Annotated in this window: 22 protein-coding genes; 11 read left to right on the forward strand and 11 right to left on the reverse strand. The window is 66.0% G+C overall.

Annotated elements, in window-relative coordinates:
- Positions 1-70: 70 nt before the first annotated feature.
- From KA712_21650 to KA712_21660, 3 genes are all read right to left on the reverse strand, one after another.
- Positions 71-367: a hypothetical protein gene (locus KA712_21650; protein MCG5055571.1), complete on the reverse strand. Its 297-nt coding sequence runs from the start codon at positions 365-367 to the stop codon at positions 71-73.
- Positions 368-792: 425 nt separating this feature from the next.
- Positions 793-1605, reverse strand: a complete 813-nt coding sequence (locus KA712_21655; protein MCG5055572.1) for a DUF1080 domain-containing protein — start codon at positions 1603-1605, stop codon at positions 793-795.
- A 44-nt stretch (positions 1606-1649) separates the two neighbouring features.
- The gene (locus KA712_21660) at positions 1650-4286 is read right to left on the reverse strand and encodes a hypothetical protein (protein ID MCG5055573.1); all 2637 of its coding nucleotides are present in this window, start codon (positions 4284-4286) and stop codon (positions 1650-1652) included.
- 167 nt (positions 4287-4453) lie between these two features.
- Here KA712_21660 and KA712_21665 point away from each other — a divergent pair, with 167 nt between their 5' ends.
- Positions 4454-4738 carry a hypothetical protein gene (locus tag KA712_21665; GenBank protein MCG5055574.1) on the forward strand — a complete coding sequence of 95 codons (285 nt, stop codon included), beginning with the start codon at positions 4454-4456 and terminating at the stop codon, positions 4736-4738.
- Positions 4739-4790: 52 nt separating this feature from the next.
- Positions 4791-5672, forward strand: a complete 882-nt coding sequence (locus KA712_21670) for a fumarylacetoacetate hydrolase family protein (protein MCG5055575.1) — start codon at positions 4791-4793, stop codon at positions 5670-5672.
- A gap of 33 nt (positions 5673-5705) precedes the next feature.
- Here KA712_21670 and KA712_21675 read toward each other — a convergent pair whose 3' ends face one another.
- The gene (locus KA712_21675; protein ID MCG5055576.1) at positions 5706-7439 is read right to left on the reverse strand and encodes a protein kinase; all 1734 of its coding nucleotides are present in this window, start codon (positions 7437-7439) and stop codon (positions 5706-5708) included.
- 101 nt (positions 7440-7540) lie between these two features.
- On the opposite strand from KA712_21675, the gene KA712_21680 reads away from it, so the two are divergent.
- The 4 genes from KA712_21680 to KA712_21695 are packed head-to-tail and all read left to right on the forward strand — an operon-like array spanning position 7541 to position 13058.
- Complete coding sequence (locus KA712_21680; GenBank protein ID MCG5055577.1) at positions 7541-9037, forward strand: hypothetical protein; 1497 nt, start codon at positions 7541-7543, stop codon at positions 9035-9037.
- An 11-nt stretch (positions 9038-9048) separates the two neighbouring features.
- On the forward strand, positions 9049-10254 hold the full coding sequence (locus KA712_21685; protein MCG5055578.1) for a hypothetical protein: 1206 nt from the start codon (positions 9049-9051) through the stop codon (positions 10252-10254).
- A 33-nt stretch (positions 10255-10287) separates the two neighbouring features.
- The gene (locus KA712_21690; GenBank protein MCG5055579.1) at positions 10288-11484 is read left to right on the forward strand and encodes an AAA family ATPase; all 1197 of its coding nucleotides are present in this window, start codon (positions 10288-10290) and stop codon (positions 11482-11484) included.
- Positions 11472-13058: a hypothetical protein gene (locus KA712_21695; protein ID MCG5055580.1), complete on the forward strand. Its 1587-nt coding sequence runs from the start codon at positions 11472-11474 to the stop codon at positions 13056-13058. Before KA712_21690 ends, KA712_21695 begins: the two co-directional genes overlap by 13 nt.
- Here KA712_21695 and KA712_21700 read toward each other — a convergent pair.
- The gene (locus tag KA712_21700; GenBank protein MCG5055581.1) at positions 13017-15983 is read right to left on the reverse strand and encodes an insulinase family protein; all 2967 of its coding nucleotides are present in this window, start codon (positions 15981-15983) and stop codon (positions 13017-13019) included. The two genes, KA712_21695 and KA712_21700, sit on opposite strands and share 42 nt — an antisense overlap.
- Before the next feature lie 200 nt (positions 15984-16183).
- On the opposite strand from KA712_21700, the gene KA712_21705 reads away from it, so the two are divergent.
- Positions 16184-17053, forward strand: coding sequence for a fibro-slime domain-containing protein (locus KA712_21705; protein MCG5055582.1), 870 nt, complete (start codon positions 16184-16186; stop codon positions 17051-17053).
- 49 nt (positions 17054-17102) lie between these two features.
- Here KA712_21705 and KA712_21710 read toward each other — a convergent pair whose 3' ends face one another.
- Both KA712_21710 and KA712_21715 read right to left on the reverse strand, forming a co-directional pair.
- On the reverse strand, positions 17103-18050 hold the full coding sequence (locus KA712_21710) for a P-loop NTPase (GenBank protein ID MCG5055583.1): 948 nt from the start codon (positions 18048-18050) through the stop codon (positions 17103-17105).
- A complete protein-coding gene (locus KA712_21715; GenBank protein MCG5055584.1) occupies positions 18047-18727 on the reverse strand; it encodes a hypothetical protein in 681 nt (226 codons plus the stop codon). Before KA712_21715 ends, KA712_21710 begins: the two co-directional genes overlap by 4 nt.
- Positions 18728-18836: 109 nt before the next feature.
- Between KA712_21715 and KA712_21720 the strand changes: the two genes are divergently transcribed.
- The gene (locus KA712_21720; protein MCG5055585.1) at positions 18837-20048 is read left to right on the forward strand and encodes a class I SAM-dependent rRNA methyltransferase; all 1212 of its coding nucleotides are present in this window, start codon (positions 18837-18839) and stop codon (positions 20046-20048) included.
- Between the two features lie 113 nt (positions 20049-20161).
- On the forward strand, positions 20162-20446 hold the full coding sequence (locus tag KA712_21725; protein ID MCG5055586.1) for a hypothetical protein: 285 nt from the start codon (positions 20162-20164) through the stop codon (positions 20444-20446).
- Between the two features lie 4 nt (positions 20447-20450).
- Here the strand turns inward: KA712_21725 and KA712_21730 are convergent, their stop codons facing one another.
- From KA712_21730 to radC, 4 genes are all read right to left on the reverse strand, one after another.
- Positions 20451-20825 (reverse strand): hypothetical protein, encoded by a 375-nt coding sequence (locus KA712_21730; GenBank protein ID MCG5055587.1) that lies wholly within the window; start codon positions 20823-20825, stop codon positions 20451-20453.
- Positions 20822-21394 (reverse strand): sigma-70 family RNA polymerase sigma factor, encoded by a 573-nt coding sequence (locus tag KA712_21735; protein ID MCG5055588.1) that lies wholly within the window; start codon positions 21392-21394, stop codon positions 20822-20824. Before KA712_21735 ends, KA712_21730 begins: the two co-directional genes overlap by 4 nt.
- Before the next feature lie 137 nt (positions 21395-21531).
- Positions 21532-22452, reverse strand: coding sequence for a hypothetical protein (locus KA712_21740; protein MCG5055589.1), 921 nt, complete (start codon positions 22450-22452; stop codon positions 21532-21534).
- 66 nt (positions 22453-22518) lie between these two features.
- Positions 22519-23217: a DNA repair protein RadC gene (radC, locus tag KA712_21745; GenBank protein MCG5055590.1), complete on the reverse strand. Its 699-nt coding sequence runs from the start codon at positions 23215-23217 to the stop codon at positions 22519-22521.
- 407 nt (positions 23218-23624) lie between these two features.
- On the opposite strand from radC, the gene KA712_21750 reads away from it, so the two are divergent.
- Both KA712_21750 and KA712_21755 read left to right on the forward strand, forming a co-directional pair.
- The gene (locus KA712_21750) at positions 23625-23834 is read left to right on the forward strand and encodes a hypothetical protein (GenBank protein ID MCG5055591.1); all 210 of its coding nucleotides are present in this window, start codon (positions 23625-23627) and stop codon (positions 23832-23834) included.
- A gap of 44 nt (positions 23835-23878) precedes the next feature.
- The gene (locus KA712_21755; GenBank protein ID MCG5055592.1) at positions 23879-26110 is read left to right on the forward strand and encodes an ATP-dependent DNA helicase; all 2232 of its coding nucleotides are present in this window, start codon (positions 23879-23881) and stop codon (positions 26108-26110) included.
- The last annotated feature ends 58 nt before the right edge of the window (positions 26111-26168 follow it).

Genomic DNA, 26168 nt, shown 5'->3' on the forward strand with positions numbered 1-26168 from the left:
CCGCTCGAGGAATGCGACTCTCCCCACGTGGGCTCAGGGTAGATCGACACGCGCCGCCCGAACCTCAGCTCTACTGAGCGGCGGCTTTCCGCGGAAGCCCGGCTTCGTCCTGCATGCCCTCACGCGCCCGCAGGAATTCCTGATCGACGGCGCGCAGCACACTCGTGATGGCCTTCGTCGCCGGCCGTCGGCGCTTGGCCACGGGGGCTGACTCGGGCTCCGCCGGGGGCGCGTCGTCCTCGGTGAAGACCCGGACGACGAAAGGCTTGCCCTTGTAGCGCTGCAAGCCCCAGGCAAGTGCGGTGTCCATGTCATCGAATCGCGCGACGGGTTCGGTTCCACCGGCGGGAATTACGGCAACGGTCATGAGGGTGTCCTTTCGTTCAGAACCGGCTTGGCGCTTTCGCGTGGCATGCCGGCAGTTCGGCGGTCCTGTGTTGGGTTTTCGGCGGCGGCTCCCGTGCGGTTGCGAAAAAACGCAAACGCTCGGCACGAAGCCCGGAGCTCACGCCGAAACAGAACTGCAACCCTCATGCCGGAAAGCGGCAAGGCGTGTGCGTACCCTCCCAGGCACGTTCTTGTCCCCGCGAAAGGCAGGGAAACACCCAGAGTCCCAGGGCCCTCAGGCCCTTCCGTAGGTCGAAACCAACACGCGAAAGCGACCATGTCCGGACGAAAATGTCCGTTTTTGGGCTCGGTTGACGAGGCCTCGACACGCTCGACGTCAGCGGGAGCGATGCCGAGCTCCACGAGTCATACGAGTCACAGCAGGTACCAGCCTGCTCCTCTCGCTCAATCCCGGTTCGATGTCTTCGCCGGCATCGGTCCAGCTGCCGCCGCTTTCGTACGGGGAGCCGCGAGCTTACGCACACGTACGTTCCGGTACCAAACGGCGTCTCCGTGGTCCTGCAGCAGCAAGCGCCCGCGGGCGTCAGTGCCGAAGCCCTCGATGTCCTTGTACTTGCTGGTGTTGATCAGCGCGCGCATCATTTGGCTGTCGCGATCGTACTCCACGACCTTGTGCCCATTGAGCCAGTGCTCCACGTGGCTGCCCTTGACCACCAAGCGCGCGTCGTTCCACTCCCCTATGGGCTTGGCCATGGCTTTGCTCGGCGGGATGAGGTCGTAGAGCGCGCCCGCGGTACGGTTGCCGGCAATGCCCTTCTTCGCGTCGGGATGCTTGTCGTCGTCGAGTATCTGCATCTCGAAGGCGAGTCCGTTGTGGCCTGACGACACGCGGGCTTCGTTGACCAGGTACTTGACCCCGCTGTTGCCTCCCGGGCTCAGCTTCCACTCGAGGCGGAGCTCGAAGTTGTCGAACTCGGCCTCGGTCACGATGTCTCCCGGCTTGTCGCTGTCGGGGCCAACGGGCTCGTAGGCAAGTGTGCCGTCAACCACCTTCCAGCCGTTCTTCGGCATCTCCGTCCGGTTGAAACCTCGCCACCCGTCCGTGGTCTTGCCGTCGAAGAGCAGGACGAAGCCTGCTCGTTTTTCCTCGGGACTCAACGTGTTGGGAGGCAGAGGGGCCGCGCTGGCGGTGCGCGCAGTCCACGAGGCCACACAAGCGAGGGCCACCAACACGAGGGGCAGGCGACGAACGGTCATTTCCCATCCATACCGCAGGACCCGGCCCTGGAAAAGAGCAGGACCTAGGCCCCGGTGCTGTGGGGGCTCTCGGGGCGTGGGTCCGCCCGGCCGGGCGTGAGCTGAAACACATCGACCAGGTGGGGGCGCAGCTGCTGGCCATCCGTGCTCGGCCGCTCGAGCCCGATCACGTACCCGGTCAACCGGTCGGGCTCCAGCTTGAAGCGGATGAAGTGGCGAAAGCGGTCGAGGTGCGCGGCTCCTCCGGCCTCGTTGTTGTGACCACCGAAGGCCAGTGTGGACGCGAGATACCAGCCGAACCAAATGCAGGTGAACATCCCGCCTGTCACGAAGGCGATGCCGAGGCGGAGGAAAGACACCTCGTACGCGGCGGGGCTGCGGATCGTGCCCCAAGCCACCAGCGCTCCGGCCAGCAACCACAGCGCAAAGAGGTGCTTGTCCCGGCCAAGGGTCACGAACCATGCCGCAGCCGCTCCTGTCGCCAGGAGGGCGAAAGCCAGCACGCCGGCCGTCCGCCAGAGCGAGCCGTCGAGCGCCAGCAACAAGGGAATCGTCAACTGAAGCGCTCCGAGAAAAAGCCCGAGCGCGCCAAAGCCCACGCAGGCGGGCCAGCGGCGCCCGGCGCCGGCTTGGAAGAACCCCAAGCCCGCGGGGCCGATACCCAGGAACAGGACCGTCAACAGGAACATGATGTCCGCGAGGGTCTGGGCGATGGCGTGAACGCCGTAGTTCGTGAGGCCGAACGCCGCCGAAAGAAGGCCTGTGCCCATCGCGATCCACACTGGCCAATAATCGACCCAGGTCACGGCCCGGTATTTGGCTTGCTTCGGGAGCATCGCCACGTAACCCGAGACCCAAAACCACGCCGCGGGCAAGGGCAGGGCGAAGCACAGCAACATCACGCTGTTCGGGAAGCCGTACCTCTTGGGGTCCTCGTGAACACCGCCCAAAAAGCGGTAGAGCAGGGCCAGCACGACCAAACTCGCCAACAGACAAAGCCCGGGTGGGCCGTAGCGTCTGAGCTTCACGACCTCGAAGCGGGCGAGCCGGCGCGGGGTGCGGGACAGGGCAAACACCCCCCCGAGGCCTGCGATGAGGACGACGGCGGCGGGAAGTTCAGCCGGAAGGGCGGTGCCGCTCGGCTGGGACACCTGCGCCTCCTCGGAAGCGAAGGGCGAGGGCGGTACCACCGCGGGGGCTAGCTGCCGGAACACCGACAGATCGCGCCGGGGAGCGCCAAGCCAGGCTGGGGCTTCGGTACCCAGCCTGGACAAGCCCTCCCCGAGCGCCGTCGAGAGGCCGCGTGTGTGAGGCGCCACGGCCGCGCCGAAATAGATGATCGCGGCGCAGACGGCGCCGATCAGCCAAACGTAGCCGCCCCGGAAGATGCGCCAGGGGCAAAGCAAGCGCAGGTTCGTCCGGCGGCACGACTCGGCTGCGCTCGGGTAAATCACCTGCGCCGGACGTGGCCAGGAACGCCCCGGGGATGCGGTGTCGCTTGCCGTTGCCCTCGAGGCAAGGCGCGTGTGTGTGGGATGCAAGAACGCACCGCCTCCCCCCGAGACCACCGAGGCGTAGTTCGGGACGTCGGGCACGTCGTGTCGCGCGTAGTGGTGAACGTCTCCGGCGATGTCGAGGTGAATGCTGTCGGGTTCGGGGACGTGGCCGTCGTCGAGAAAGGGCCGCTCGAGGCCGAGGGCCGCGAAGGGGGCGGTGGCCTGACGGTTCACCCGCTCGAAGACCGTGGTGGGCTCGGGGGTGGCCACGATCAGGCGCTTGGGACGCGTCTTGGCGCACAGGTCGAGCACGAAGCGCTTTTGGCGCCAATCGATGCGGCCGTTCTGGGTGTCCAATCCCCAAAACCACCACCCGAAGGGCAACTTCATCACGGCATAGCTGGCATCCTGCTTGCGCTCGAAGTCCGCCACCAGCGGCCGGGTGTCGAATTCCGATCCGTTGGCGCGGATCAGATGATTGAAGCCGAGGAGCGCGTCGTAGTAGTCGTGGTTGCCGGGGATCGCGAAGAGGTAGCGAGGGCGTCCATCCACCGCCAACGTGCCCTCCCTCTCCCGGTCGGCAAGGGCCCAGTCGAACGGTGCGGCGAAGCGTTCGGCCACGGTGGCTCGGTCTGCCACGTGATAGGCCGTATCTCCGCCCGTGAAAAGGAAGCGCCCTCGGCACAGGCGCTCCGCGCCCTCCGAAGCGCCCAGCGAGAGGTCTTTGCCCTCGCGGAAAAGGTCGCCCAGCAGAAGATAGGCGAGGCTGTACATGGCCATCTGGCCGTCGCCCGAATCAGCCAGGTAATCGAACCAAAAGGCTTCGGACTCTGGACTCTGCGAGGCGCGGGGCTCGAGTTCCGCCGACAAGTCGATCACGCTGGCCGGCATCCAGTCTCGATGATCGAGCTCGTTGCCGTTCGAGCTGTAGAGCGAGATCGACTTCATGTACGTGAGCAAGTCTCGCCCCAGCAACCAACTGACCGGGCCCCGAAAGTGGCGCTCGCCGTCCTCGCCCCACAGGGCGTGTCGCCGTCCCGAACCGTTGCCTCGCAGCAGCGCCCTCAGCCGGGCCGCGAACGAGGCGTAGCGAGGCTTGGCACCCGTGAGCTTCCGGGTGCGGGCCGCTGCCGCCGCGGGCGGCTGCGGGGCGGCGGGGACAGGGGCCACTTCGGGGCTGAGCATGCCCTATTGACGCAGAACGGAAGGGGAAGGCAACCCTTTTCTCGGGTGCACGAGGGCTGGCGTGGAGCGGCTCTTCCGTCCACGCGGCGCGCCTGGTGCGCCCGGGCGCGAATCGATCGAGACGGTACCTTCCCCGGGGTCCGGCATCGGGTAAACTGGTGCACCTCATGACCAAGGACACCATCGTCGCCATTCTCGAGACCGAAGGCTTCAAGGGCAGCAACAAGGGCTTCGAGTTGCCCGAGGGGCGCGAAATCGACTGCTTCATCCGATCTTCGGCCGATTTGCTCACCGTGGGCAAGGTTCACCGGATCGGCCTTCCTGAAACGTTCGTCGTGCTCGAGAACCGAAAGGGCGAGCGGTTCTTTTTCGCCTACGAAGACGTCGTGGGCTTCAAGCTGGGCAGCGACGAGGGCAGCAAAGTGCGTCCGGCAGCGGGCTTTTTCCGCTAGGGCCGGTGCTTCCGTGCGCGTCGTCCGATTCCTCAGACCCTCCGGAGCTCACATGCCCTGCATCGGGCTGCTCGCCGGGCTGGGAGATCACGTTCTGGACGTGAGCGCGCTGGCGGCCGCGCAGGGGCGCCACACGCCCGGCGACGATCTGGGCTGGTGGGATCTGGACGGCCCCCTCGGCACGCTGCTCGCAACGTCTTTCGAGGCGTGGCGTGCGGCGTCGTGGGGCCCGTTCTCCCAGGTGGAGCCCGACGACATCCTGCCTCTGCCCACCGTTCGGCTGTTGGCCCCGGTGGCCCGTCCGGGCAAGCTGATGTGCATCGGGCTCAATTACCGGGATCACGCTGCCGAGGCGAAGATGGACGTGCCGCGGGCGCCTGTGATGTTCGCGAAGTTCGGAACCTCCGTCACCGGCCCTGAAAGCGAGGTCGTGATTCCTTTTGGTTGTGAGAAGGCTGACTACGAAGCTGAGCTGGCGGTCGTGATTGGCCGGCGCGCGAAGCGGGTTCCTCCCTCCGAGGCCCTTCATCACGTCTTCGGCTACACCTGCTTCAACGACGTGAGTGCCCGCGATTTTCAGTTCGCCGATGGGCAGTGGGTGAGGGCCAAAGCCGCTGACACCTTCGCCCCCATGGGCCCGTTCGTGGCCACGGCCGCCGAGGTCGAAGACCCGCACGCCCTCCCCATCAAGTTCAGACTCAATGGCGAGACCATGCAAAACTCCAACACCGACCAGCTCGTGTTCGGAATACCCGAGATCATCGCGCACTTGTCGGCAAGCATGACCCTCGAGCCGGGTGACGTCATCGCCACGGGAACACCGCCCGGGGTGGGCTTTGCGCGAAGGCCTCCCGTTTACCTTCGTCCCGGGGATCGCATGGAGGTCGAGATCGCCTCGCTGGGAATCTTGGCGAACACGGTCACGCGCGACTGAGACGTATCTGGGGGAGGCCGCTCAGGCCGGGGCTCAGCGTAGCGCCATCGACCAGCTGGCGATCGTCTTGGCGCCGTCAAACTTCGGAAAGCCGAAGGTCTTCATGCGGCCCAACACGCAGCTGGGCAGCGCACCCTTCTGTTCCCCGTTCACTTTGACGGCCGACACATCGCCCGAGCCTCTCACCACGAACTCGAGGTCGATGCTCGACAGGCCCGGGCTCGAGCGCCGGGCCTCCATGATGCAAGGCACGAGCTTTCGGTAATTGCCCATCATGACCTTCTGGATGGTGCCATCGTCCAAGACCGCGTCGCCGCCGCCCTTACTCGCGTCCCCCAGCACCATGCCGCTGTTGAACTCGTCGCCCGCCCTGCCGGCCCCTCCTCCCGCTCGCCGTGCCGACCGAGCGCGCTGCGGCTGGGTGAACTCGATCTTCACGTTTTTCAGGAAGGCGTTGATGTCTTCCTCTTCCGCGCGGCTGGCGAGGGTGCCTTCTTGCTGGTTTTGACGGTTCACCACGTAAAACGCCAGCCCCGCAAGAACCACGGCGGCGGCGGCGCCGACCACCACCAAAGTGGCGCGGGATTTGTTTTTCTCTTGATGCGCGAGCGATTGATCCGCTTCCGCGCGGCGCGCGTGTTCTAGCGAACGTTGTGCTTGCCGCGCGAAATCTCCGAGCTGGGGGTGTTCTTGGATCCGGACCTGCTCGCCACTTTCCGTGTCGGTGAGTAGGTCGTTCGGTCCGAACGCGCCCTTGGCCAGTTCGGCCCGAAGCTGGTTCATCGTGAACGGACCAAAATCGAGCCTGCCCTTTTGGACGAGCCAGCGCTCCGCATCCACATCGAGGCCCGCCGCTTCTGCCACGTTGAAGGTCCGGCCCGTCACCCGGGGCAAGGCCAGGGCCGCGGGTGCGCGTTCAGCAGGGGCGACCGGCGAGCCGCCCGAGGCAAAGCCCAGGGCCGCACCCAACTCGTTGACCAACATCTGAGGTGAGCCCTGCCGCCCCATGGGACTGGACGCGAGCGCCTTGGCCACGACGGCGTCGACCAGCGCGGGCAGGCCCGGGACCACGTGGGAAGGCATCCGTAAGGGCGTGGCAGGTGGGGCCCCCGTCAGCATTTCGTAGAGCATGGCGCCCATCGAGTAGACGTCGGCAGCCGCGGTGGGTGGGCCCCCGCGCGCCAGCTCGGGCGCCACGTAGGGGCTTGGACTTTCCGCGGCCAGGCCCACCCAGGCGATCTCCGGCAACGCCTGGAACAAACCCAGATGCTCGATGACCACACGGCCATCCCGTCCCACGGTCACCGTATCGGGAGCAAGCGCGCCGTGGGCCACGGCTGCGTACGCACCAGCGAGCCCGTGCGCCAGGTGGCCCAGCACGGTGAACGCGGTTTGGGCCCCCACCGGTTGCCCCTGTTGCAGGTGAGCGGCGATGGCACGGCGTAGGGGATGGCCGTCCGGGTGCTCGCTGGCCACGTAGAACCAACCCGCGTCTTCACCGAAGGCGTGCAGGCGTGCCAGGTTCTTGTGAGGCACCCGCGAGACCCGGTCGAGATCCGCCGTCAGCACCGAGGTGCGCATGCCCAAGCGTTCAAGCGAGGTCAAAACCAACGTACACAGCGTATTCGTCTGCGCGTCGCGGGCTCGGTAAATGCCGAGCCCGGGGGCGCCCGCCAAAGCCTCTTCGAGGGCGAAGCGTCCGGCGACCACGGTTCCCCGCTGGGCCGGGGCACCCTCATTCGTTCCTGCGTTGGCCATCGACGTCATTGCCGGGGGTATATTATCGGATCTCGGTCCGTTTCCTTGTGTTTTACGCACGCGGCGGACGGGGGGCCCCTGGGCTCGCCAGTTCCTGATAGAATCAGCCCATGGTCGTGCGTGTGGCTCCTGGGCAGGTGCGGTTCGTGCTTCCGCACCTCACCGTCGATGCCCGGGGGGTGGCCTTGGGGCGCGATCTGGTCTTTCGTTTCGCCAGCCTCGACCGGCTCGTCACGTTTTTGCGCTTCGTAAGCGCCGAGCTCGGCTTCGACGAGCTCGGCACGAAGGTACAGATCCGCTTCGTGCGCGCGGCGCACGGGCCCCGCGAGGTTCTCTTCTTCGTCGAGCAGTCATCGCCGCACGTCACCGACACCTTGGCCCGGGCCGCGCGTAGCGCCGCGGGGCAAGCGTTCACGGGGGCAGGGCGGCATTTCGTCGCCCTGCGTGACGCCCACTCGCCCCTTGGTTACGACGTGGAGACGCTCGCAGCAGGGCCAGGTGATGTTCATCTCTACGCGCCGGATGTCGACAGCGCCTTCGTCTTCGAGGGAGAGCTCTCCTTGCGACAGCTCCTGCTGCGCCTCGAGTTGCAGAGGGTGCAGACGGGGCCCGAAAGCCTCACCAGCCGGCGGCTGCCGCCCGCGCTGTACGTCACCATCCGTCAGGGGCTCGGGCCCGCCTTGATCGAGTCACTTCATCATGCAGGGGTCCGCGCCAGCGCAGGTATCGTTTCGGCCTCGCACGTTCCCGGGGCCGCCTTGATGGAGCCTCGTTTGTGGTTGTTCAGGATCGAACAGCCGCCCGCTCGCCTCTCCGGCTTGCTGGCTCATACGCCGGGTCTTACGGCCTACGTGCCCGTGACCGACTCCGTCGCGGTGGCGCTCGGGTATCGGCACCCCATTCACCTCGACGCGTGTCGCAACGTCTTCGACGAGGCTTCCTTCGTTCTCTTTCCGCCGCCGCCGGGGGTGCCGCGCGTGGTGGCACCGGTGCCGCAGCTGCGTCTTCTCGACGACCTGGTGCGGGTACCTTCTACGGCAGCTCTCGCCCCTGCCTCGGCATCAGTGTCCGCCCCTGCGCCCATCGACCTCGAGACCCACCTCCGACTGGTTCGTGTTCCCCCGCGCGGTGAGGGGCCCGTGGGAACCTTGGTGCCTTGGACTCAGGTGGCTTGGGTGCAGCGGATCGGCGTGGGCTTACCCCAGCCCGCGCTGACCAGTTATCGGATCGTTGCGCTGCCCCAGGGGCTCCTGGTCGTGGCGGCGGAGAGCCTTCAGTGGTTTCCCTTTGGCACGCTCCTCACCTCCGTGGCGCGCGGGGTCCTCGTGCCCGTGGGCTTCGGCCTTCGACCGGCGGTCTCCCATGCCTTGCTGGAAGAGCGCTTGGGCACGGCAGACGGCTCGCTGGTGGTTTTCCCGGCGCCCGACGGAAAGCCGTTCAGGGTGGCGTCCGGTGACCTGGTTCCGCTCGAGAAGCACGTTTTGGGACATCTTCCCGTGGACCGGCAAACGCCCCGATGGGCCCTCGGAGAATCGGGCAGAGACGCGGGTGCGCCGGAGGTGCGCTACCGGGGAGGCCTCTCGATGCCGCTGTGGGGGCGAGGCTGAGCGTCCGGCTCATGCAGAACTTCATCGGCCAATTCGTTCTCCCTCTCGTCCAAGGTGGCGTGGTGGACGTGTCCCGCCCCTTCGGGCCTCGCACCTTCGCCAAGCTCGCCGCGCATCTGCGCGTGACCGAAGGGGAAGGCGCTCCAGAGGTCTCCGAAAGCACCGCCATCGTTCCTGCTCGTCGTCCCGGTGCCCGCGCCGCAAACGAGGCCCGGGATCGCGCGCTGTTGTCTTTGTCTCGGCGGCGGCTCGGTATGGGGCTTCTTCCTGGGTTGGCGCCGCCGGCGTTCGATGAGCCGAGCCTCCGACTGACGGTGGCGGTCCATAACTTGCTCGCCCTCGGGCACCCGGCACTCGCCACCGCCCCGGCGCGGGTGAGGGACCACATCATCGAGTACTCTGCGGAGCTGGCTGGTCTTGGGCCCCCCCTTGGTCCCGTGGCCGCCGTGAACCGACACACCTTGTTGGCCCGCCTTCCCGAGCTCGAGCGCCATGAGCACGAGGTGCGCAACTGGCTGGGTACACGTACGTTCGTGGGCCGCGAGCCGCCCAAGAGGGTGCTCTTGTGGCGACAACTGCGGCGGGTGCAGGTGGCGCACCAGCAGAAACGATGGCTGCGCGACGTGGGCGTTCCCAACGACGCGCGCCGCTTGTGGGAGGCGTTGTGCGTGGCGAACCCTCTGCTCGAAGCGCTCGAACCAGGTCGCCTGGATCCCCCTTTGTCCTGGGACCGCTTGCTCGAGATCTTGCGTTTCGCCCCCCTGGCCCGGGCCGTGGGCGCGCACCTCATCGGACAGGGGCTCGAAGCCTCCGCAGAGGCGCTCGTGGTGGCGCTGTTTCGCCACGGAACGCTGCGCGAGGGCAGCCGGCCAGGAGCCACGGTGGAGGCCGTTGCTTTCGGGATTCAGTTCCTGGCGCACCTCTATTGGCTCGCCACGGTGACCCGCGTCCCGGGGGACGCCGGTCCTGCCTTGGCTGCTTTGCTCTGCGAGGCCAGCCGGGAACCCCGGTTGCTCTTTCCTGCCGACGCGTTCGTCGCCAGCCCGATGGGCGACCTGCGCGCGCTGTTTTCGGCTCGCTTGGCAGCGCTTCGGCAACGCGCTCGCCTTCACGAGACCTATGTCGAGGACGCACGTGCCACCGTGGCACAGGCCCTGCAGGCTTTCTCGCCGGGCCGCAGGTTGGAGCGCGCGGAACCCTCACCTGATCGGCTATAGTCGGAAAGTACCTCGATGAATGCCCCCCATTCGATGATCGACAACCGGGCTCCTTTGGGCGCCGAGGGCGTTCGCCTCGGAGCCAAGCTTCGCGAGGTGGCCCGTGTGCTCGACGAGCGGTTCTTGGGTCGCGGCGAGGTGGTGCGGCTGCTCTTGGTCTGCTTGGTCGCGGGCGAGCACATGCTGATCGTGGGCCCTCCCGGGACTGCCAAGTCGGCGCTGCTGCGGCACCTCTCTCGCCTGGTCGACGCACGTTTTTTCGAGTACCTGCTGACGCGCTTTTCGGAGCCCAGCGAGATCTTCGGCCCGATCGACATCAAGGCGTTTCGCGAAGGCACCTACGTCCGTCGCACCGAGGCTATGCTGCCCGAGGCCGAGATCGTCTTCCTCGACGAGATCTTCAAGGCCAATTCCGCCATCCTGAACTCCCTGCTCTCGATCTTGAACGAGCGCCGGTTCTTCGTGGGCAGCGAGCGGCGCAAGGTTCCCCTGAGCTCGCTCTTTGGAGCCACGAACGAGGTTCCGAACGACGATGCCTTGGGGGCACTCTTCGACCGTTTTTTGATTCGTGCGGTGGCGGATAACCTCGACAGCTTCCACTTTCAGTCGCTCGTCGAGCGTGGCATCCGTAACGAAATCGCCGAGAGCTCGGGCGCCGACGCGCTCGTGCGCCCACTCGTGCACCTCGACGAGATTCGGGCTTTGCAGGGGCGCATGGATGCCGTGCTCCGGTTCCCGGACGATTTTCTCGTGCGCTATAAGGCCTTGATCTCGCAGATGCGGGCCGAAGGGGTGTCCATCTCCGATCGACGTGTCGTCAAGCTTCTCAAGCTCTTCGTGGCGAATGCACTGATGGACGGCCGCGGGACGGTGGATGAAAGCGACTTTTTCATTCTCAAGCACGTCTGGAACAGCGTGGATCAGGTTCCCTTGCTGGCCGAGATCGTGGAACCCGTGCTCGAGCGGCACTACCGTGAGCATCCAGAGGCCCGACGTCTCGACGTGGGCGTGGCCGATCTGGACACCTTGCTCGCGGAGCTGGGAGCCATCCGCAATCTTCTGCTCGGTGGCGAGACGCTCTCGGACGTGATGCTGTTCTCGCAGCTTCGGAACTTGCAGGACATTCGAGCTGCTTTGCAGGCCATTGACACCGACACCGCTCGCCGTATGGTGAGCGAGGTGGATAACCTGCTGGAAGGCGTGTTCGAGTCCTCGCGATGGAACGGGTAAAGCGACCCGCGGGCCGGGCACCTGCGTCACGGCCCCGTCCGGGTGCGAAGTCACCTCGGAAGGAGAGCGACGAACCGGCGCGTCGACCGCCCGCGGGTCCAGCGCGTGCGCGCCCCGAGCGCACCGCGGGCTCTCGTCCCGAGCGCACCGCGGGCTCTCGCCCCGAGCGCACCGCGGGTTCTCGCCCCGAGCGCACCGCGGGTTCTCGCCCCGAGCGCCCGGCCCGTCCGCCGCTGACGCTCGACGATGACGAGCGGCCCCGCGGGCGCGACCGCTTTTTGTCGGGCCCCCACGGGGTTCGTCACCGCACGTTCGATTCGCCATCCTTCGACGATTTTGCCTTCGATCCGTACGACGACGCCACGAACCGGCCAGGACCGGAGCGGCGAGCGTTTTCCACCTGGGAAGGTCCGGTGTTCACGGGCGGCGAACGGATGTTCGAGGCGCCCCTGCGGGCGCTGTTTGCGCTGGACGCAGACTGGAACCGCGCCCTCACGCACGGGTTCCATCCCTACGCGGCCCGCCTTCCGCCCTCGCTCGTGCGCCAGGCCGTGGCCACCTGGTCGAAGCCGGGCCACACGATCCTCGATCCTTTCTGCGGCAGCGGGACGGTCCTGGTCGAGGCCTTTGCCCAGGGGCGTAAGGCCCTGGGCTCCGACGCGAGCCCTCTGGCCGTTGCGATCTCCGAGACCCGTACTACCTTGCTGTCCAAGGAGGAGCGAGGCCTTTTGCTCACCGTGGGGACACGGCTTGCGGAAGAATCCGAAGATCGCGCCCGACGTCGCGTCAAGCTGCCCGCGATCTCTGCCTGGGCGCGACGTGAACACGCCCAGTTCTTTCCTCATGTTTTCCTCGAGCTTTATGGCCTCCGGGCGCTCGTGTTCGCTTACGATGGCCCTGCCGCCGTGGTGAGGGCCTTGCGCCTGTGCCTCTCGTCCATGCTGACGAAGTTCATGCGTACGGGACTTACGGCCCCGCGGGACGGCCAAGACAAGCGTATCGGCCGGGGCGTACCTTCGAGTTTTTACGGGCGTCGTGTGCAAGAGCTCGTTCGCCAGCTGGGCGCTCTGGCCGACGCGGTGCCGCCGGGCACGACACCCCCCGTGGTTCGTCAAGGCGACGCCCGGGACGTGCGAGGTGTACGCAAGGGCTCCGTGAATCTGGTGCTCACCTCACCGCCCTACGCGGGCGTTTACGACTACGGCGCGATTCATGCGAGCCGCTTTGCCTGGCTAGGGCTCGATCCCCGGCCCCTGTTGGCCAAGCAGGTGGGGGCGCGGTCGCACGGACTCGGTGCCGCCCCCGGACCTTGGCGTGAGGGCCGCCGCGCCTGGCTGTCCCAAATGGCGACGGCTCTGGCCCCTGGGGGATCGGCTCTGCTGATCGTGGGCGATGGGGTGGTGGCCGAGCAGCCCGAAAACGCGCAAGCCGCCATCTGGGCGGAGGCCCCCGCCGTGGGCTTGAGGCCCGTGGCGTGGGCGTCGCAGGATCGCCCCAGCCACGACAAACGCGTGCGCGACATCTTTGGCCGGTCACCGCGTCGTGAGCACGTGCTCTTTCTCGAGCGCGCCTGACCGCGGTGCCGCCTTCCCGCGGTTTTCCGCTCCTGCCGTGGAACGTGAGCCTTCCGGGCGAAGCACCGCGCGCATGTGATGTCTCGTATCGAAGACCTTCTTGGCCATCGCTTGAAGCCGCGATGTGGAGAGGGTCTCGATGCGAAGGGGGGCAGACAAGACGATGCGGGGATCGTCATCGAAGCGGGCGGCGTCCGCGAGCACGCGCAGCCAAAACCCGTTTTGCTGGAGATTCAGCTCGTGTTGTCGGCGCGCGGCCATCTTGACTTTGGTGACGTAGTCCTCGCTCAAGCCGTGCACGCGGACGGCCTCGAGTTCGCTCCGGACCACCTGGGTGAGCGCCTCCACCCGATCCGGCGCGCAGGTGAAGCTGATGCCTATCTGGTACTCCTGGCGAGGTCTGCGCGACAGGTTGTGGGACACATTGATGCTGTAGGTGCCCGAAAGCTCTTCGCGAACCACCTCGCGCAGCTTGATGCCGAGCGCGCTGGCCAGTGCGGCCAAATCCAGCTCTGCCTCCCGGGACCACGGCATTTTTCCCGTGAAGAGAAGTTCAACTTCCGCTTTGGGCTCGACGCCTCGCCGGACCTCTAGCTCGTGCCTGCCCGTAGCCAGCTTGGCGCCCACGTCTTTCCAGGTCTCTTTCGGTTTGGCGCTGGTACGACGCGGGAGCGGCGTGGCGGGCAGGGACGCAAGGTAGGCCTCGACCCACGGGCGCAGGGTCGCTTCATCCAGGTTCCCGACGAATACGAAGGTGAATCCGCTGGCATCGGAAAATCGCTCTCTGTAGAGCGCCAGCGCGCGCTCCATATCCACCCGCTCGAGACGTTCCAGACTGGGCGGGCGCCGGCGTGGGTGCCGGCCATGTAGCAATTCCGTGAGCGCGTCGGCGAAGGCTGCTCCTGGATCGGCGGAACGGTGTGCGAGGGCGGTTCGCTGCTGGGTCTTCCAGGCGGCAAAGGCGTCGGCATCGACCCGTGGCGCCGTAAAGGAAAGATGAATCAACTCGAAGAGGGACAGCAGGTCGCGGGGGGCGCTGCGGCCCGAAAGGCCCTCCTCGAGCTCACCGATGTAGGGGCCCACCGAAACGATCTTTCCCGCCAGGGCCTTTTCGAGCTCGACGGGCCCGAAGGTCCCAAGACCGCCCTGTTCGACAACGCCGTCGGCGTAAAGCGCCGTGGAATAATCGACATCGTTCACTCGGGAATGCCCACCCGGGCTCAGTGCCGTGAACAACACTTCGTCGTTCTTGAACATCGTTTTTTTCCACAGGACGCGGGCGCCGTTCGAGAGCGTCCAAGCGGTGACGTCCAGCTCCCCGATCGACGCCTCGTCGACGATGCGGCCGGGCAGGGGTGCGTGCGGCAACAGGGGGCCCTGCGCCACGCGGTCCACGAACGGTGCGAGGGGCTCGTGCTCCACCGCGGCGAAGGTGGTCAGCAGCGTGGCGGCTTCGGGCAACGCTGTGCCCGCGGGCGCAGAAAGCAAGAGCACGCGGTTGCGCGTGGCTCCCGCCCGGGCCATCCGATTGAGCTCGTCCAAGGTCACCGTCGGCAAGATCTCTTCGTGCAAGGCCAGCTCAGCCTCGATGCCCGGCATGGCCTCGCCCGTCAGGGCGTTGCGCACCATCTCGTCGGCAAGCCGTGATGAGAGGGTCTTCGTTTTTTCCTCCGTCAGGCTTTGCAGGGCTCGCAACAGACTCGCTTGCGCCCGCGAGAGTTCGGTGGGGGTGAAGCCGTGCTTGTCCACCCGCTCCGTTTCGCGAGCCAGCGCAGCCAGCGCTTCGGTGCTCTTGGCCGGGTCCACGATGGCCATCTGGACAAACACGTCGCTGGCACGCACGAGGCGTTCCGTTCCCGAGAACGCCGCCAAAAACGGGGGCTCCGCCGTCTTCGTCAGCTCGGCGAGCCGCGCGTTCATCATGTCGTGAAAGAGGCTTTCCAGCACCATGCGGCGGTAGTCTTCGCGTGTCGCCTTGCCCCGCGCGGGCATGGTGTGGACCACGCTCAGTGTGCTCTGGGCCAGCTCCTTGTCGGTCACCACACTGACCCGGGGCTCATCGTGTGCCGGCACGGGAAAAGAGGGGCGGGGCCGGGGCGGGTTTGGGTTCGTGAGCGGCGTGAAGAGCTTCTCGATGAGCGCCTTGACCTTTGCACCATCGAAATCGCCCACAGCCACCACCGACATCAACTCTGGGCGGTACCAGTCTTCGTAGAAGCGCTTGACCGTGGCGAGGGAAGCCGTCTCCAAAACCTTCTTGTCGCCGATCGGGAGTCGGTTGGCATAGCGGCTACCTTTGAACAGCACGGGGAGCTGTTGGTCCATCACACGGGTCTCGGCCCCGCGACCCATGCGCCACTCCTCCACCACCACGCCTCGCTCCTTGTCGAGCTCCACGGGGTCGAAGGTCACGGCGCTGGCGAACTGTTGGAGGATGAGCAGGCCCTGTTCCAGCAGGGCGGGGTCGTCTGTGGGCACCTCCAGCATGTAGACGGTTTCGTCGAATCCCGTGTAGGCATTGGTGTGCTGGCCAAACTTCACCCCTGCTTTCTCGAGGGTGTTCACAATCTCCTGCTTCTCGAACAAGCGGGTCCCGTTGAAGGCCATGTGCTCGATGAGGTGGGCAAGTCCACGTTGGTCGTCGTCTTCCAGCACCGAGCCTGCGTTGACGACGAGGCGCAGCGCGGCGCGCTTGTCCGGGCGCGCATTCTCGCGCACGTAGTAGGTCAGCCCGTTGGCAAGAGTCCCTTTGTCCACGGCGGGATCGAGAGGGAGCGGCGGCAACGCCTGAGCTGGCAGCCCGGTCGGTGCCTCATCTGGGGCTGCCGGCGTCTGCTGTGGGGGTACGTGAGCGCAGGCGAAGAGCCCCGCGGTGGCCATCGCAATGAGCAGGTAGGGGGAAGCTTGTCGTCGTGGGGTGTACATGGAGTTGAGCGAAGCCTGGGTGGAGGTGCGAGCGAAAAGGGAAGAGTGTGCGATAGATCACCGAAAGGTTTCAGCGCGCATTGGTACCCTCTCTGAAAAAATCTGAGATAGACTAAGAGGGTTTTTTGATGGTCCGGGCGAGATGCCTCCACGTTCAACCGAACGGGCAGCGGACACATTCCATCAGCAAGGAAGTTCATATGCAGATGCACGTCGTTGCGGGTCGTTGGGCCGTGTTGACCCTCGCGTTTGCCGTTGCGAGCGGCTGCGGGGCCGAACGCGGTGAGGGGTCCGGGGTCGGGGGCAACGGACTCGGTGGAAGCGCGGGCGCAGGGAACTCGTCGCCGTCCGTCAGGGGCGGCCGCGGCGGTTCGGCGGATTTCGGTATCGACTTTCCCGACAAACTCGAAGGTGGGGGGGGCAACGGTGGCCAGGAGACTTCCGATGATTGCGGCCAACTGGTGGCCATCGTAAGGGACATGTCCGACACGCACGAGGATTTCGAGCGGGGGGAGTACAACCTGGGCCTCTTGCAGGGGCTCGTGAAGACCTCCTTGGATGCCGATGGCAAGCCAGCCTACGCCCACAATGGGGCTACACGCATCACGAGTCAGCAGACCTTCTCGCAGTGGTACCGAGACATTCCGGGCGTCAACGAACGTTTCGAGGTTCCCTTGCCGCTGCAGCAGACCTCCGCGGGCGTTTTTGTCTACGACAACGATTCGTTCTTTCCCCTGGATGACAAGGGTTTCGGCAACCAGAAACGAATCCACAACTATCACTTCACGACCGAGATCCGCGGCGGCTTCAAGTACCGCGGTGGGGAGAAGTTCAAGTTCCGGGGTGACGACGACGTTTGGGTTTTCGTCAACGGCAAGTTGGCCCTGGACTTGGGTGGCGTGCACGGAGTCGAAACAGCCACCATCGACTTCGACACGCGGGCACGGGACCTCGGCATCGAGGTGGGCAAGACGTACACCTTCGACGTCTTCCATGCCGAGCGCCACACCAAGGCCTCGAACTTCAGGATGGAAACCTCGATCGAGTGCCTCACCGTTCCCGTCTTGTGAATGCGGCGGAACGAGCGCCGCGCCGAGCGGCGCTCATCTGCGGGGTGAGTTAGAGCGCTTCGGCAAGCGCTCGCGTTTCCGCAGGTCCCATGGACTCCGCAAAGAGCCGGGGCAAGGTGACGAGGGGAAGGCCAACGGCCTGTGTCAGCCGTTGCAGGATGGGCTCGGCGTCCTTGCGTCGTGAAGCCAACGCGCGCACGCCGGCCAAGGTGCTCTCGAGGGCGGGGTCCGAGGCGGGCTCCCCTGCGGCGTCCAGGACCTGCGTGAGTTCGGGTGCCGCCCAGGAGGCATCGGGCACGGCATTGACCACGAGCGGCCCCATGGGTAGGCCTTGCCCGCGCATCGATACTACCAACTCGAGGGCTTCACGGGCGGGCAGCTCCTCCGCCAAGGTGACCACGAGCATGGCCGCACGCGCAGGGTCATGCAGCAGGTCGAAAATGCTCTGCGCGTCCTGCGTGAGCGGCCCTTTCGGCATGGCCGTCACGAGGGAGCCGGGAATTTTGAGCATGGTTAGCGCGTGGCCAGAAGCAGGCCCGTCGAGAATCACGAGGTCATAGCGAGGACGAGCTCCTCGGCTCTCGGTCGTGTGGTACCAGGCTTTACCGAGCATCGAGTAGGCGTACAAGCCGGGGACGGCCGCCAGGAACGCGCGCACGGGGCGGTTCTCGAACACCACCTTGTAGAGCGCTTCGATGCGCAAAGTCAAAAGGCCGTACTCTCGTAGAGCGTCCGTGGGGTTCATGTTGACGGCATCGATGTGCTCATCGATCGTCTGAATGGCGCTGCCGAGGGGCTCGCGGGTTCCGAGCAGGCGCCCCAGCCGACCCTGCCCCAGTGTTTCGGCCACGAGCACGCGTTTGCCTCGCGCGGCGGCCGCGAACGCCAGCGCCGCCGCCACGGTGGTTCGGCCCACGCCACCTTTGCCCGAGACCACCAGCAGGCGCCGGGTGAGCAGAGCTTCGATCGGGGAAGGGGAAGGCGCGGAATCCGTCATGGCAACCGACTGCCCAACGAAATCCCAGCCATCACCAGGTCTCCGAACACCCTGCGGCTTTGCCCGTCGCTGGTCGCGAAAGCGGCGTCGCCCAGCATGCCTTGATGGTCGAGCCTGAGGTTGAGGTAGGTTTGGCCTTGCACCACGAACTGTAAACCAATCGCGGCGTGTCCGTAGGCGCGGTAGGCGCGGTCCGAGCCTGGCCGGAACGATCGCTCTGGGGAGTCGAAGAAGCCCACGGCCAAGCCACCGCCCAGCCCCCCCCAGGGGCGCCAGCGTCCTGCCAGGAGGGTCGCAACCTGAAGCACGCCAAAGGTGTTTTCTGTAATCTCCCTCTGCCCCTCGAAGGATTCTTCCGTTCCGTTCGGGAGTACACGCACCCCCACCACCTCGCGTTGGTGATGGGCGTACCCGAAGTCGAGGGCGGTCCCGAATTCAAAGTGTCCGCAGGGCAGCCCGTAGCGCATCCCGAGCCCAAAGCCGAAGCCAAAGCCAAGGGCAGGGCCTGCTTCGTCGGAAGCCGGCGCGGGGCGGTAGGTGAGGCGCACGGCGGCCTCGGTCCAGACGGGCGGGGGCGGGGGCGGTGTCTGCGCCGCCGAAGGGCCGGGCGCCAGCGCTTCGGCCTGGGCGAGGAGCACCGCCACTTGCAGCAGGGCCGAAGGCATCAAAGGCGACACGTGCGCGTTAAGCTAGTCAATCGTCGACCGGATCTCAACCAGGGCGCAGCTTTGAACGTGCGGCAGGGTTTGCGTTCACCTGCGGCATCGGGTAAGCGGGGGCGGCACCATGAGCCACACCGAAGCCTCCCCGACTCCCTCCGCCGACCCCAACGGCCGCGTCATCTTGCGCAAGGGACGGGCTCGCCCCCTGTGGTTTGGTCATCCCTGGGTCTACGCCAACGCCGTCGAGAAGGTCGAAGGCACCCCGGAGCCGGGAGACGTCGTGTCGCTGGTCGACGGCGATGGCCGGTTCATCGGTCAGGGACTTTGGAACCCGCGCTCCCAGATCCCCGTCCGCGTACTCACGCGGGACGACGAGGCCCTCGACGCGGCCTTTTTCGTGCGCCGCCTGCAGGAGGCGCAGTCCCGTCGTGCGGCCATCGGGCTGCCGAACGAAGACACCACCGTTTACCGTCTGGTCAACAGCGAAGGCGATCAGCTACCCGGGCTGGTGGTCGACGTTTACGGTAAAGCCGTGGCGGTACAAATCACCACGCTTGGTCTTTGGCAACGCCGGGAGTTGGTTTTCGAGGCGCTCGCCCAGACGCTGGCGCCCGAGGCGATCTACCAGGTCGCAGCCGGCAGCTACGCAGAGCTCGAGGGCTTCGTGAGTGTGGCGGGCGTCGCGCGCGGCCCCTCGCACACCAGCGTCTCGTGTCGCGAAGATGGGATTGCGCTCGAGGTCGAGCCGCTGGTGGGCCAGAAGACGGGGATGTTCATCGACCAGCGGCCGGCCCGCCAAAGGGTGGGGCAGTGGGCGCGGGGGCGCCGGGTGCTCGACTGTTACGCCTACGCAGGAGGTTTTGCGTTGCAAGCCGCCCGTGGCCAGGCCGCCTCGGTGACTGCCGTGGATTCGAGTCCGCGGGCCGTGACGCGCATCGAAGCCCACGCCGCGGCCAACCAGGTCGCGGTCACGGCGGTCGAAGCCGACGTCTTCCGCTTTTTGCAGGCGGCCACGCCAGGGGCCTACGATCTCATCATCGTCGACCCTCCCAAGTTCGCGCGGGCGCGCAAGGATCTGGAAGCCGCACGCAAGGGGTACGAGCGTCTCAACACCCTGGCTCTTCGCGCTGCGGCGCCCGGGGCGCTCGTGGTGTCCTGCTCGTGTTCGCAGAACGTGTCGGGCGATGATCTCGAGCGCATTGTCGCTGCGGCGGGAAAGGCTGCAGGTCGGCGTGTGACCCTGCTCGAGCGTCTTGGGCCGGGGGCTGATCACCCGCTTCCCCCGGCCTTCCCTGAAGGTCAGTACCTGAAGGTGCTGTGCGCTTACGTCGACTGAGCGCCTGGTCGCACGTTCAGGTGGGCGTGGCGGCGGGAAGGTTTTCGCAGCAGAAAACTTTTTCTGGAGATCGGCGCTGGTAGGCTTCCGTGAAACATCACGGGGTAAATGGCATGACCCAGTCGATCAAATTGCGCGCAGTTTTGAGGGGTGAGCAGATGTTGGTGGGCGTCGAGGGAGGCTTCATTCGGCGACCTGTGCCCGAGGACGGGGTGGTGGTCTCTACCGATCACGACGAATTCTTTCTTCCCGAGGACAAGGTCATCGAGGCCTTGAGGGCTCTCGAGCGGGTGCGGGCCACCGAACTGCCTGCAATACGGCCAAAGCGTACGCAGCAGATGGAGCTGCCTGCGTCTTCGGCCCTGCTCGCGCAGGCGAAGGCCGGATCGAAGTCCTGAAGCTTCAGGGCGCTGGGGTCACTTCGGTCGGGCTGCTCTGCATCGTCACGATGTAGTAGACCAGCATCGTCACGATCATCACCAGCGAGATCCATTCGAAGGGCACGCGGCCGAACAGAAGTTTGCGCTTGCGGCCGAAAAAGCGGCCGCGAGACCGCGTGCGAATCTGTGACTGAATGTCGCTGAGGAAGGTCGGGGGCGCCGGTTGGCGCAAGCGGCTGAGTTGACCCACGGTGGTCTGAAGGGCGTTGAAGGCCTGCTGGCAGCGGCTGCAGGCCTGTACGTCTGCCAGGAGTGATTGACGTTCGTCTTCTGACAGCTCGTCGTCGAGCAGGGACGAGAGGCGTGCCTGGGTACGGTCACAATCGTGCGCAGTCATTTCGTATGCCGTTCGATGAGGGCCTTGAGCGTCAAGCGAGCGCGGTGCAAGCGCGACTTCACCGTACCCTCGGGCAGGCCTGTAATCTCGCAGATCTCCTCGTACGCTAGCTCCTCCACGTCACGCAGAACCAGCAGCAGACGGTGCTCCTCATCGAGCTCGGCAATGGCGCGCTCGAGCAAGGATCCCAGCTCGGCCGCCTCCATCAGGGCGTCGGGTGAGGCCACGTGCGCCTGAAGGGAACGGGGCTGATTCGAGGGCAGCTCGTCGTCGGCTTGCTCGCCGCCGACGCCGGGACGTCGGGCAAGGTACTTGATGCGATTTTTCGCGTGGTTGGCCGCTATGCGCAGCAGCCACGTCGAAAACTTCGACTCTCCACGGAAAGTCTCGATGCTCTTGAACACCGTGACGAACACCTCCTGCGCGATGTCTTCTGCCTCGCTGCGGTTGCCCACGAGGCGTGCGACCAGGTTGAATACGCGATCGCCGTAGAGACGAACCACCTGCGAAAAGGCTTCTTCGTCCCGTTCTCGCAAGCGAGCCAACAAGAGGCGTTCGGAGACGCTCATCTCGGCGGCCCGACATCGAGGGTGAACGCGTCGAAAAGCGGCCTCCACGCGGGAGTAGACACCGCAGGAAGAAAGAGGTTCCCGGATCTCGAACGAAGTGGGGAGATACCCATGCGCCGCCGCCCGGCCCTTTTGGCTCAACCCGGGTCGACGGCGCCGGTGGCGGCGAAGAGCCGCGCGCTGATGACGAACACCGTCAACTTCGGGTCACCCGAAAGATCACGGGAGATACCCACGTCGACCGCCCCCAGTTCCGAGATCGCAGACGCGCCCGCAGAGACATAGCCAGCCTCTCGCGGGCCATTGCGCCCGCCCCCCACGCGAACCGCGACGCCGCCGTCCGTCAGGTACTCGACCCCTCCCATGAGGGAGGTCAGGGTCTCGCGCGTGTCGTCGTACGTCGTGAAGTCGAACACCGTGTCAAAGGCGAGGGTGACCTTCGCCAGAGGCGCGTAGGCTGCCCCCGTGCCCAGCGCCACCGGGGCCAGGGCGCTGTCGAGATCGGCGAGGTTGTATCCCACCACGGCGAAGTTGAGCGCCTCGAGCACCCTTATGGTCGCGCCCAGGTCGAAGGTGAATCCCCTGGTTGTCTCTTCGGGGAGATCGGGTTGGCCTTCCGGAGGTGCGAGCGTCGAAGCGCTCCAGAGCCGATAGTACTTCGCCTGCCCGCCGAGGAAGACGCGGCCTCCGAAGGGGATCGAGACCGCCAGGCCCGCTTCGTGGCCCGTGAGCTTCGCGTTCCCAGGCTTGGCGCTCACGTAGGTGTAATGCAAGCCTGCGGCGATGCCGGTGGCCGAGGTGGAATCGACGACGGAAAGGTGGGGCCGGTGGGAGGAGGGATCCGACGTCAGCTGGTAGCCCGCTTCCACCGCATAGGCGCGCGCGAGCGCCATGCCCGAGGGGTTGAGCATGGGCCCAGCGTCGCCGGTGGCCGCGGCACGCAGGGCTCCGCCCATGCCCACGGCCCGCGTGCCGATGTAGTCCGGCCAGGTGGCGTACGCCTGCCGGCCGAAGCCCAGCGTGGCGGCTACCAGCAGCGTCGAGGCAACGATTCGCATGCGGGGCATTGTAGCCAGGTGGCGGCACGAAAAAAGCCGAGGGGCACGATTTCTAGCTGCGGGCCCTCATGCCCAGCCTCGTTCGGCGAAGCTGGTGAATCCCTCCGAGGCGACCACGACGTGGTCCAGTACGGAGATTCCGCAGAGCTCACCCACTTTGCGGAGGCGGTCGGTGAGTTCGATGTCTTGCCGGGACGGCGAGGGATCGCCGGAGGGGTGATTGTGGCAAAAGATCACCGAGGCGACCGCGGCGCGAATGAGGGGGCGAAAGACGTCGCGCGGATGCACTTCCACCCCCGTCAGGGAGCCGCGGGCGACGCAGAGCTCGATTTGCACCCGGTTGCGCACGTCGAGGCCCAAAGCCCAGAACTCCTCCACGGGGAGCAGCGCCAGCCGGGCGCGTAGATGTGTCCAGACATCGGAGGCCCGTCCGAGCGGGCGCCCTCGACAAGGCCGCTTTCCAGACACTCTGCGGCCGAGCTCGAACGCCGCCTGGAGCACACACGCACGCGCCTCGCCGATGCCGGGGGCGTTCTGAAGCTCGGAAGGAAGGGCGCCGGCGACACCAAAAAGCCCACCGAAAGCGGCCAGGAGCCCTTGCGCGACGGCGGGAGCGCTGGCGCCGGCCGTGCCGCTCCCGACGAGAATCGTCAGCAGTTCCGTATCCGAGAGGGCGCCCGGACCCATGGCCTGGAGCCGCTCGCGAGGGCGCTCGGAGGCTGGCAGCAGGGACAGGGAGAGATCGTTGGCGGGGCAGCTGGTCATGCGTAGGGCCTCCTGCACGCGGTGTGCCGACGGGTCGATCTCCGACAATCCTGACGGCCGTCTGAAACTTCTTGTGTGCGGCTTGCACATGTGTGCTACCTTGGCCATGCAAACCCGCAAAAGCGGGCTCGGTTCCGCCCCATGCGTACCGAGCCGGCGGTTCAGCGAGGCTCGCGGCACTTGTCTGCCAGGGCAGTTGGGTTGCGGCAAGGGCAGGGGGCGGAGCCACACGGCGAGATTTGAATCATAGGAGTTCATCCTGAGTAGCGACGCACGTTGGGAGGCCTCGGACGACGAGGTCTCGCCTGCAACGATAACCCCCCAGTCCACCCGCGACCCTCGAGACGAAGAAGACGCTGAAGAGGCCCTCTCCCTGGGCTCCGAGGACGAATCGGACGATGACTCGTATGACGACGACGATTCTGACGACGAGGACGGGGACGACGACGATTCTGACGACGAGGACGGGGACGACGACGACTCTGACGACGACGAGGACGACGAGGACGGGGACGACGACGGGGAAGAGGAGGACGACGACGAGGATGATGAGGAAGAGGACGACGACGACGACGACGATGAGGACGACGACGAGCCCACAATCGTCATCCGTCTGAGCGAGGAGGAAGAAGAAGAATCAGACTTCTCCGAGCCACCGGCCATGGTGGTTCACCCAGGGCTGTTGGTCTCCGCAGCACCGGAGGAGGAGCACGTTCCCTCGCCGGCCCTCGAGAAGGCGCTGGTCCAGCTCCGTGAGGTCTTCAAGATCCAGGCGCTACGGCCGGGCCAGGCCAAGATCATCGAGTCAGTTTTGGCAGGCCGAGACACCCTGGCCGTCATGCCAACGGGGTCGGGCAAGTCGCTCACCTACCAGCTGCCCTCGCTGGTACTCGACGGCCCCACTTTGGTGGTCTCTCCCTTGTTGGCTCTCATCGAGGACCAGTACACCAAGCTCGTGAAGCTCGGCGTACCGGTGGCGCGCATCGATTCGAGCCGAACCGTCAAGGAACGCAACGCCGACCTCGAGGCGGTCCGCGAAGGGAAGATCAAGTTGATCTTGATTACCCCCGAGTCCGTGGGATCGCCAGCCATTCAGGAGCAGCTGGCCGGCGTCAAGTTCAGTCTGTTCGCCGTGGACGAGGCCCACTGTGTGTCCCAGTGGGGCCACGACTTCCGCCCGTCCTATCTGGGACTGCGTCGGGCCGCCCAGGTGCTCGGTCGGCCCCCCATTCTGGCCCTTACCGCCACGGCTACACCGGCCATCGCCGATGACGTCCTGGTGCAACTCGGGATGAAGGACTCGGAGGTCTTCCGTGTGTCCTTCCATCGGCCGAACTTGGCCTTCGACGTTCGCAAAGTGGCCGGCGAGGCGGACAAGCTCCGTCTGCTCGGCAAGATGATTCAACGCCTCCGGCGTCCGGGCATCATCTATTGCGCCACCACCCGCGCCGTGGACGATCTCTTCATCGCTCTCAAGGCGGGGAAGGTCCCCGTCGAGCGCTACCACGGCAAGATGACGGCGGGTGAACGCGAAAGGGCGCAAGCGTCGTTCATGCAGCATGGCCGCAAGGTCGTGATGATCGCCACGAACGCCTTTGGTCTCGGCATCGACAAGCCCGACATCCGTTACATCATCCACTACCAGATGCCGGGGTCACCCGAGGCCTACGTGCAGGAGGCTGGGCGGGCGGGTCGTGACGGCAAGCTTGCCCGCTGCATTCTGCTCTTCCAGCCTGAAGACATAGACATTCAAGAGTACTTCCTCAAGGAAGCACACCCCACGAAGAGCCAGGCCCAAAAAGTGGCCCATGGCCTTTATGCCTGGAGCGATGAGGGCAAAGAGGTCTCCGTCCGAGATCTGGCCATGTCGCTCGCCTTGCCTGAGCGACGGGTGCGCGTGGTGCTGTCGGTGCTCGAGGGCATGGGCGTGGCCGAAGAGGTCAAGGCCTCGAAGTGGCAAGGTGTAAATCCGCGCCCCGCGCGGGAAGACATCGACAAATCGGCGAGCGTGTTCGAGGCGCGCCGAATCTCCGATCGGCGCCGGCTGGCCGACATGCTCGCCTACATGAACGCGAACAGCTGCCGCGTGCAGATGTTGCGGGAATACTTCGGCGAGCCCGCCGGACAGCGCTGCGGATTTTGCGACGCGTGTGCGGGGCTCGACAGCGAACTCTTCGACCCGGGCGACGCCGATGGCCGTACGAGCCTGCACGACGCCACTGACTTCAAGGGGAAGAAGCGCAAGCGCAAGAAGAAGAAGGGGGGAACCGTCGCGCCCGTGGTGATCGTGCCCGAGCGCACCTTTCAGGTGGCCATTCCCGAGCCTCTTCCGCCTTTGCCGTCCGTCCCTGTGCCCCGGGCTGCCGAAAGCGAGTCGTATGTCGACGAGGCGCTGTGGGCGGTCGACGCAGCGGCAAGCCCGCTGCCAGGAGAAGCCATCGTCGAAGGGGAGACTGACCTCTGGTCTTCTGAACTATCGCCGGGTGACCAGCCTGAAGCTCCGCTGATGCAGACGGTTCCGGAAGCGCTCGATGACGGCGTGTCCGCCGCTGCGGGGTTGGCCCCCGATGACTTCGACGGCGCCTGGGCTTCCGTGAGGGACGCAGCGTTGCGGCCCTTCACGGAGTGGCTGGTTCCAGAGCCGGTGTCGCTGCCCGTCTTGGTGGCCAAGCCCGTGGTCAACGGGCACAGCCCCAAAAAAGCCTCGAGTGGGGGCGGCCAGGACGAAGGCCGTCATGGGCGTCGTCGGCGAAAAAAGAAAGAGCGAGGCAACAAGCAACAGCGTCGCGAGCGCCGGAACCCTCGGGACCGCGGTCATCGTGGTCGCGATCGCGATCGAGACCGCGAACGCGGCCCCCGGTTGCCGGGCTTCTACAACCCCGGCGGGGACTAGCACTCGCGTCGCACAGATGCCCCCCGTCTTCGAGGACGAGGGGGCGCGCCTGCTGGTT

Source organism: Myxococcales bacterium, from assembly GCA_022184915.1.
Taxonomy (GTDB): Bacteria; Myxococcota_A; Polyangia; order Fen-1088; family Fen-1088; genus JAGTJU01.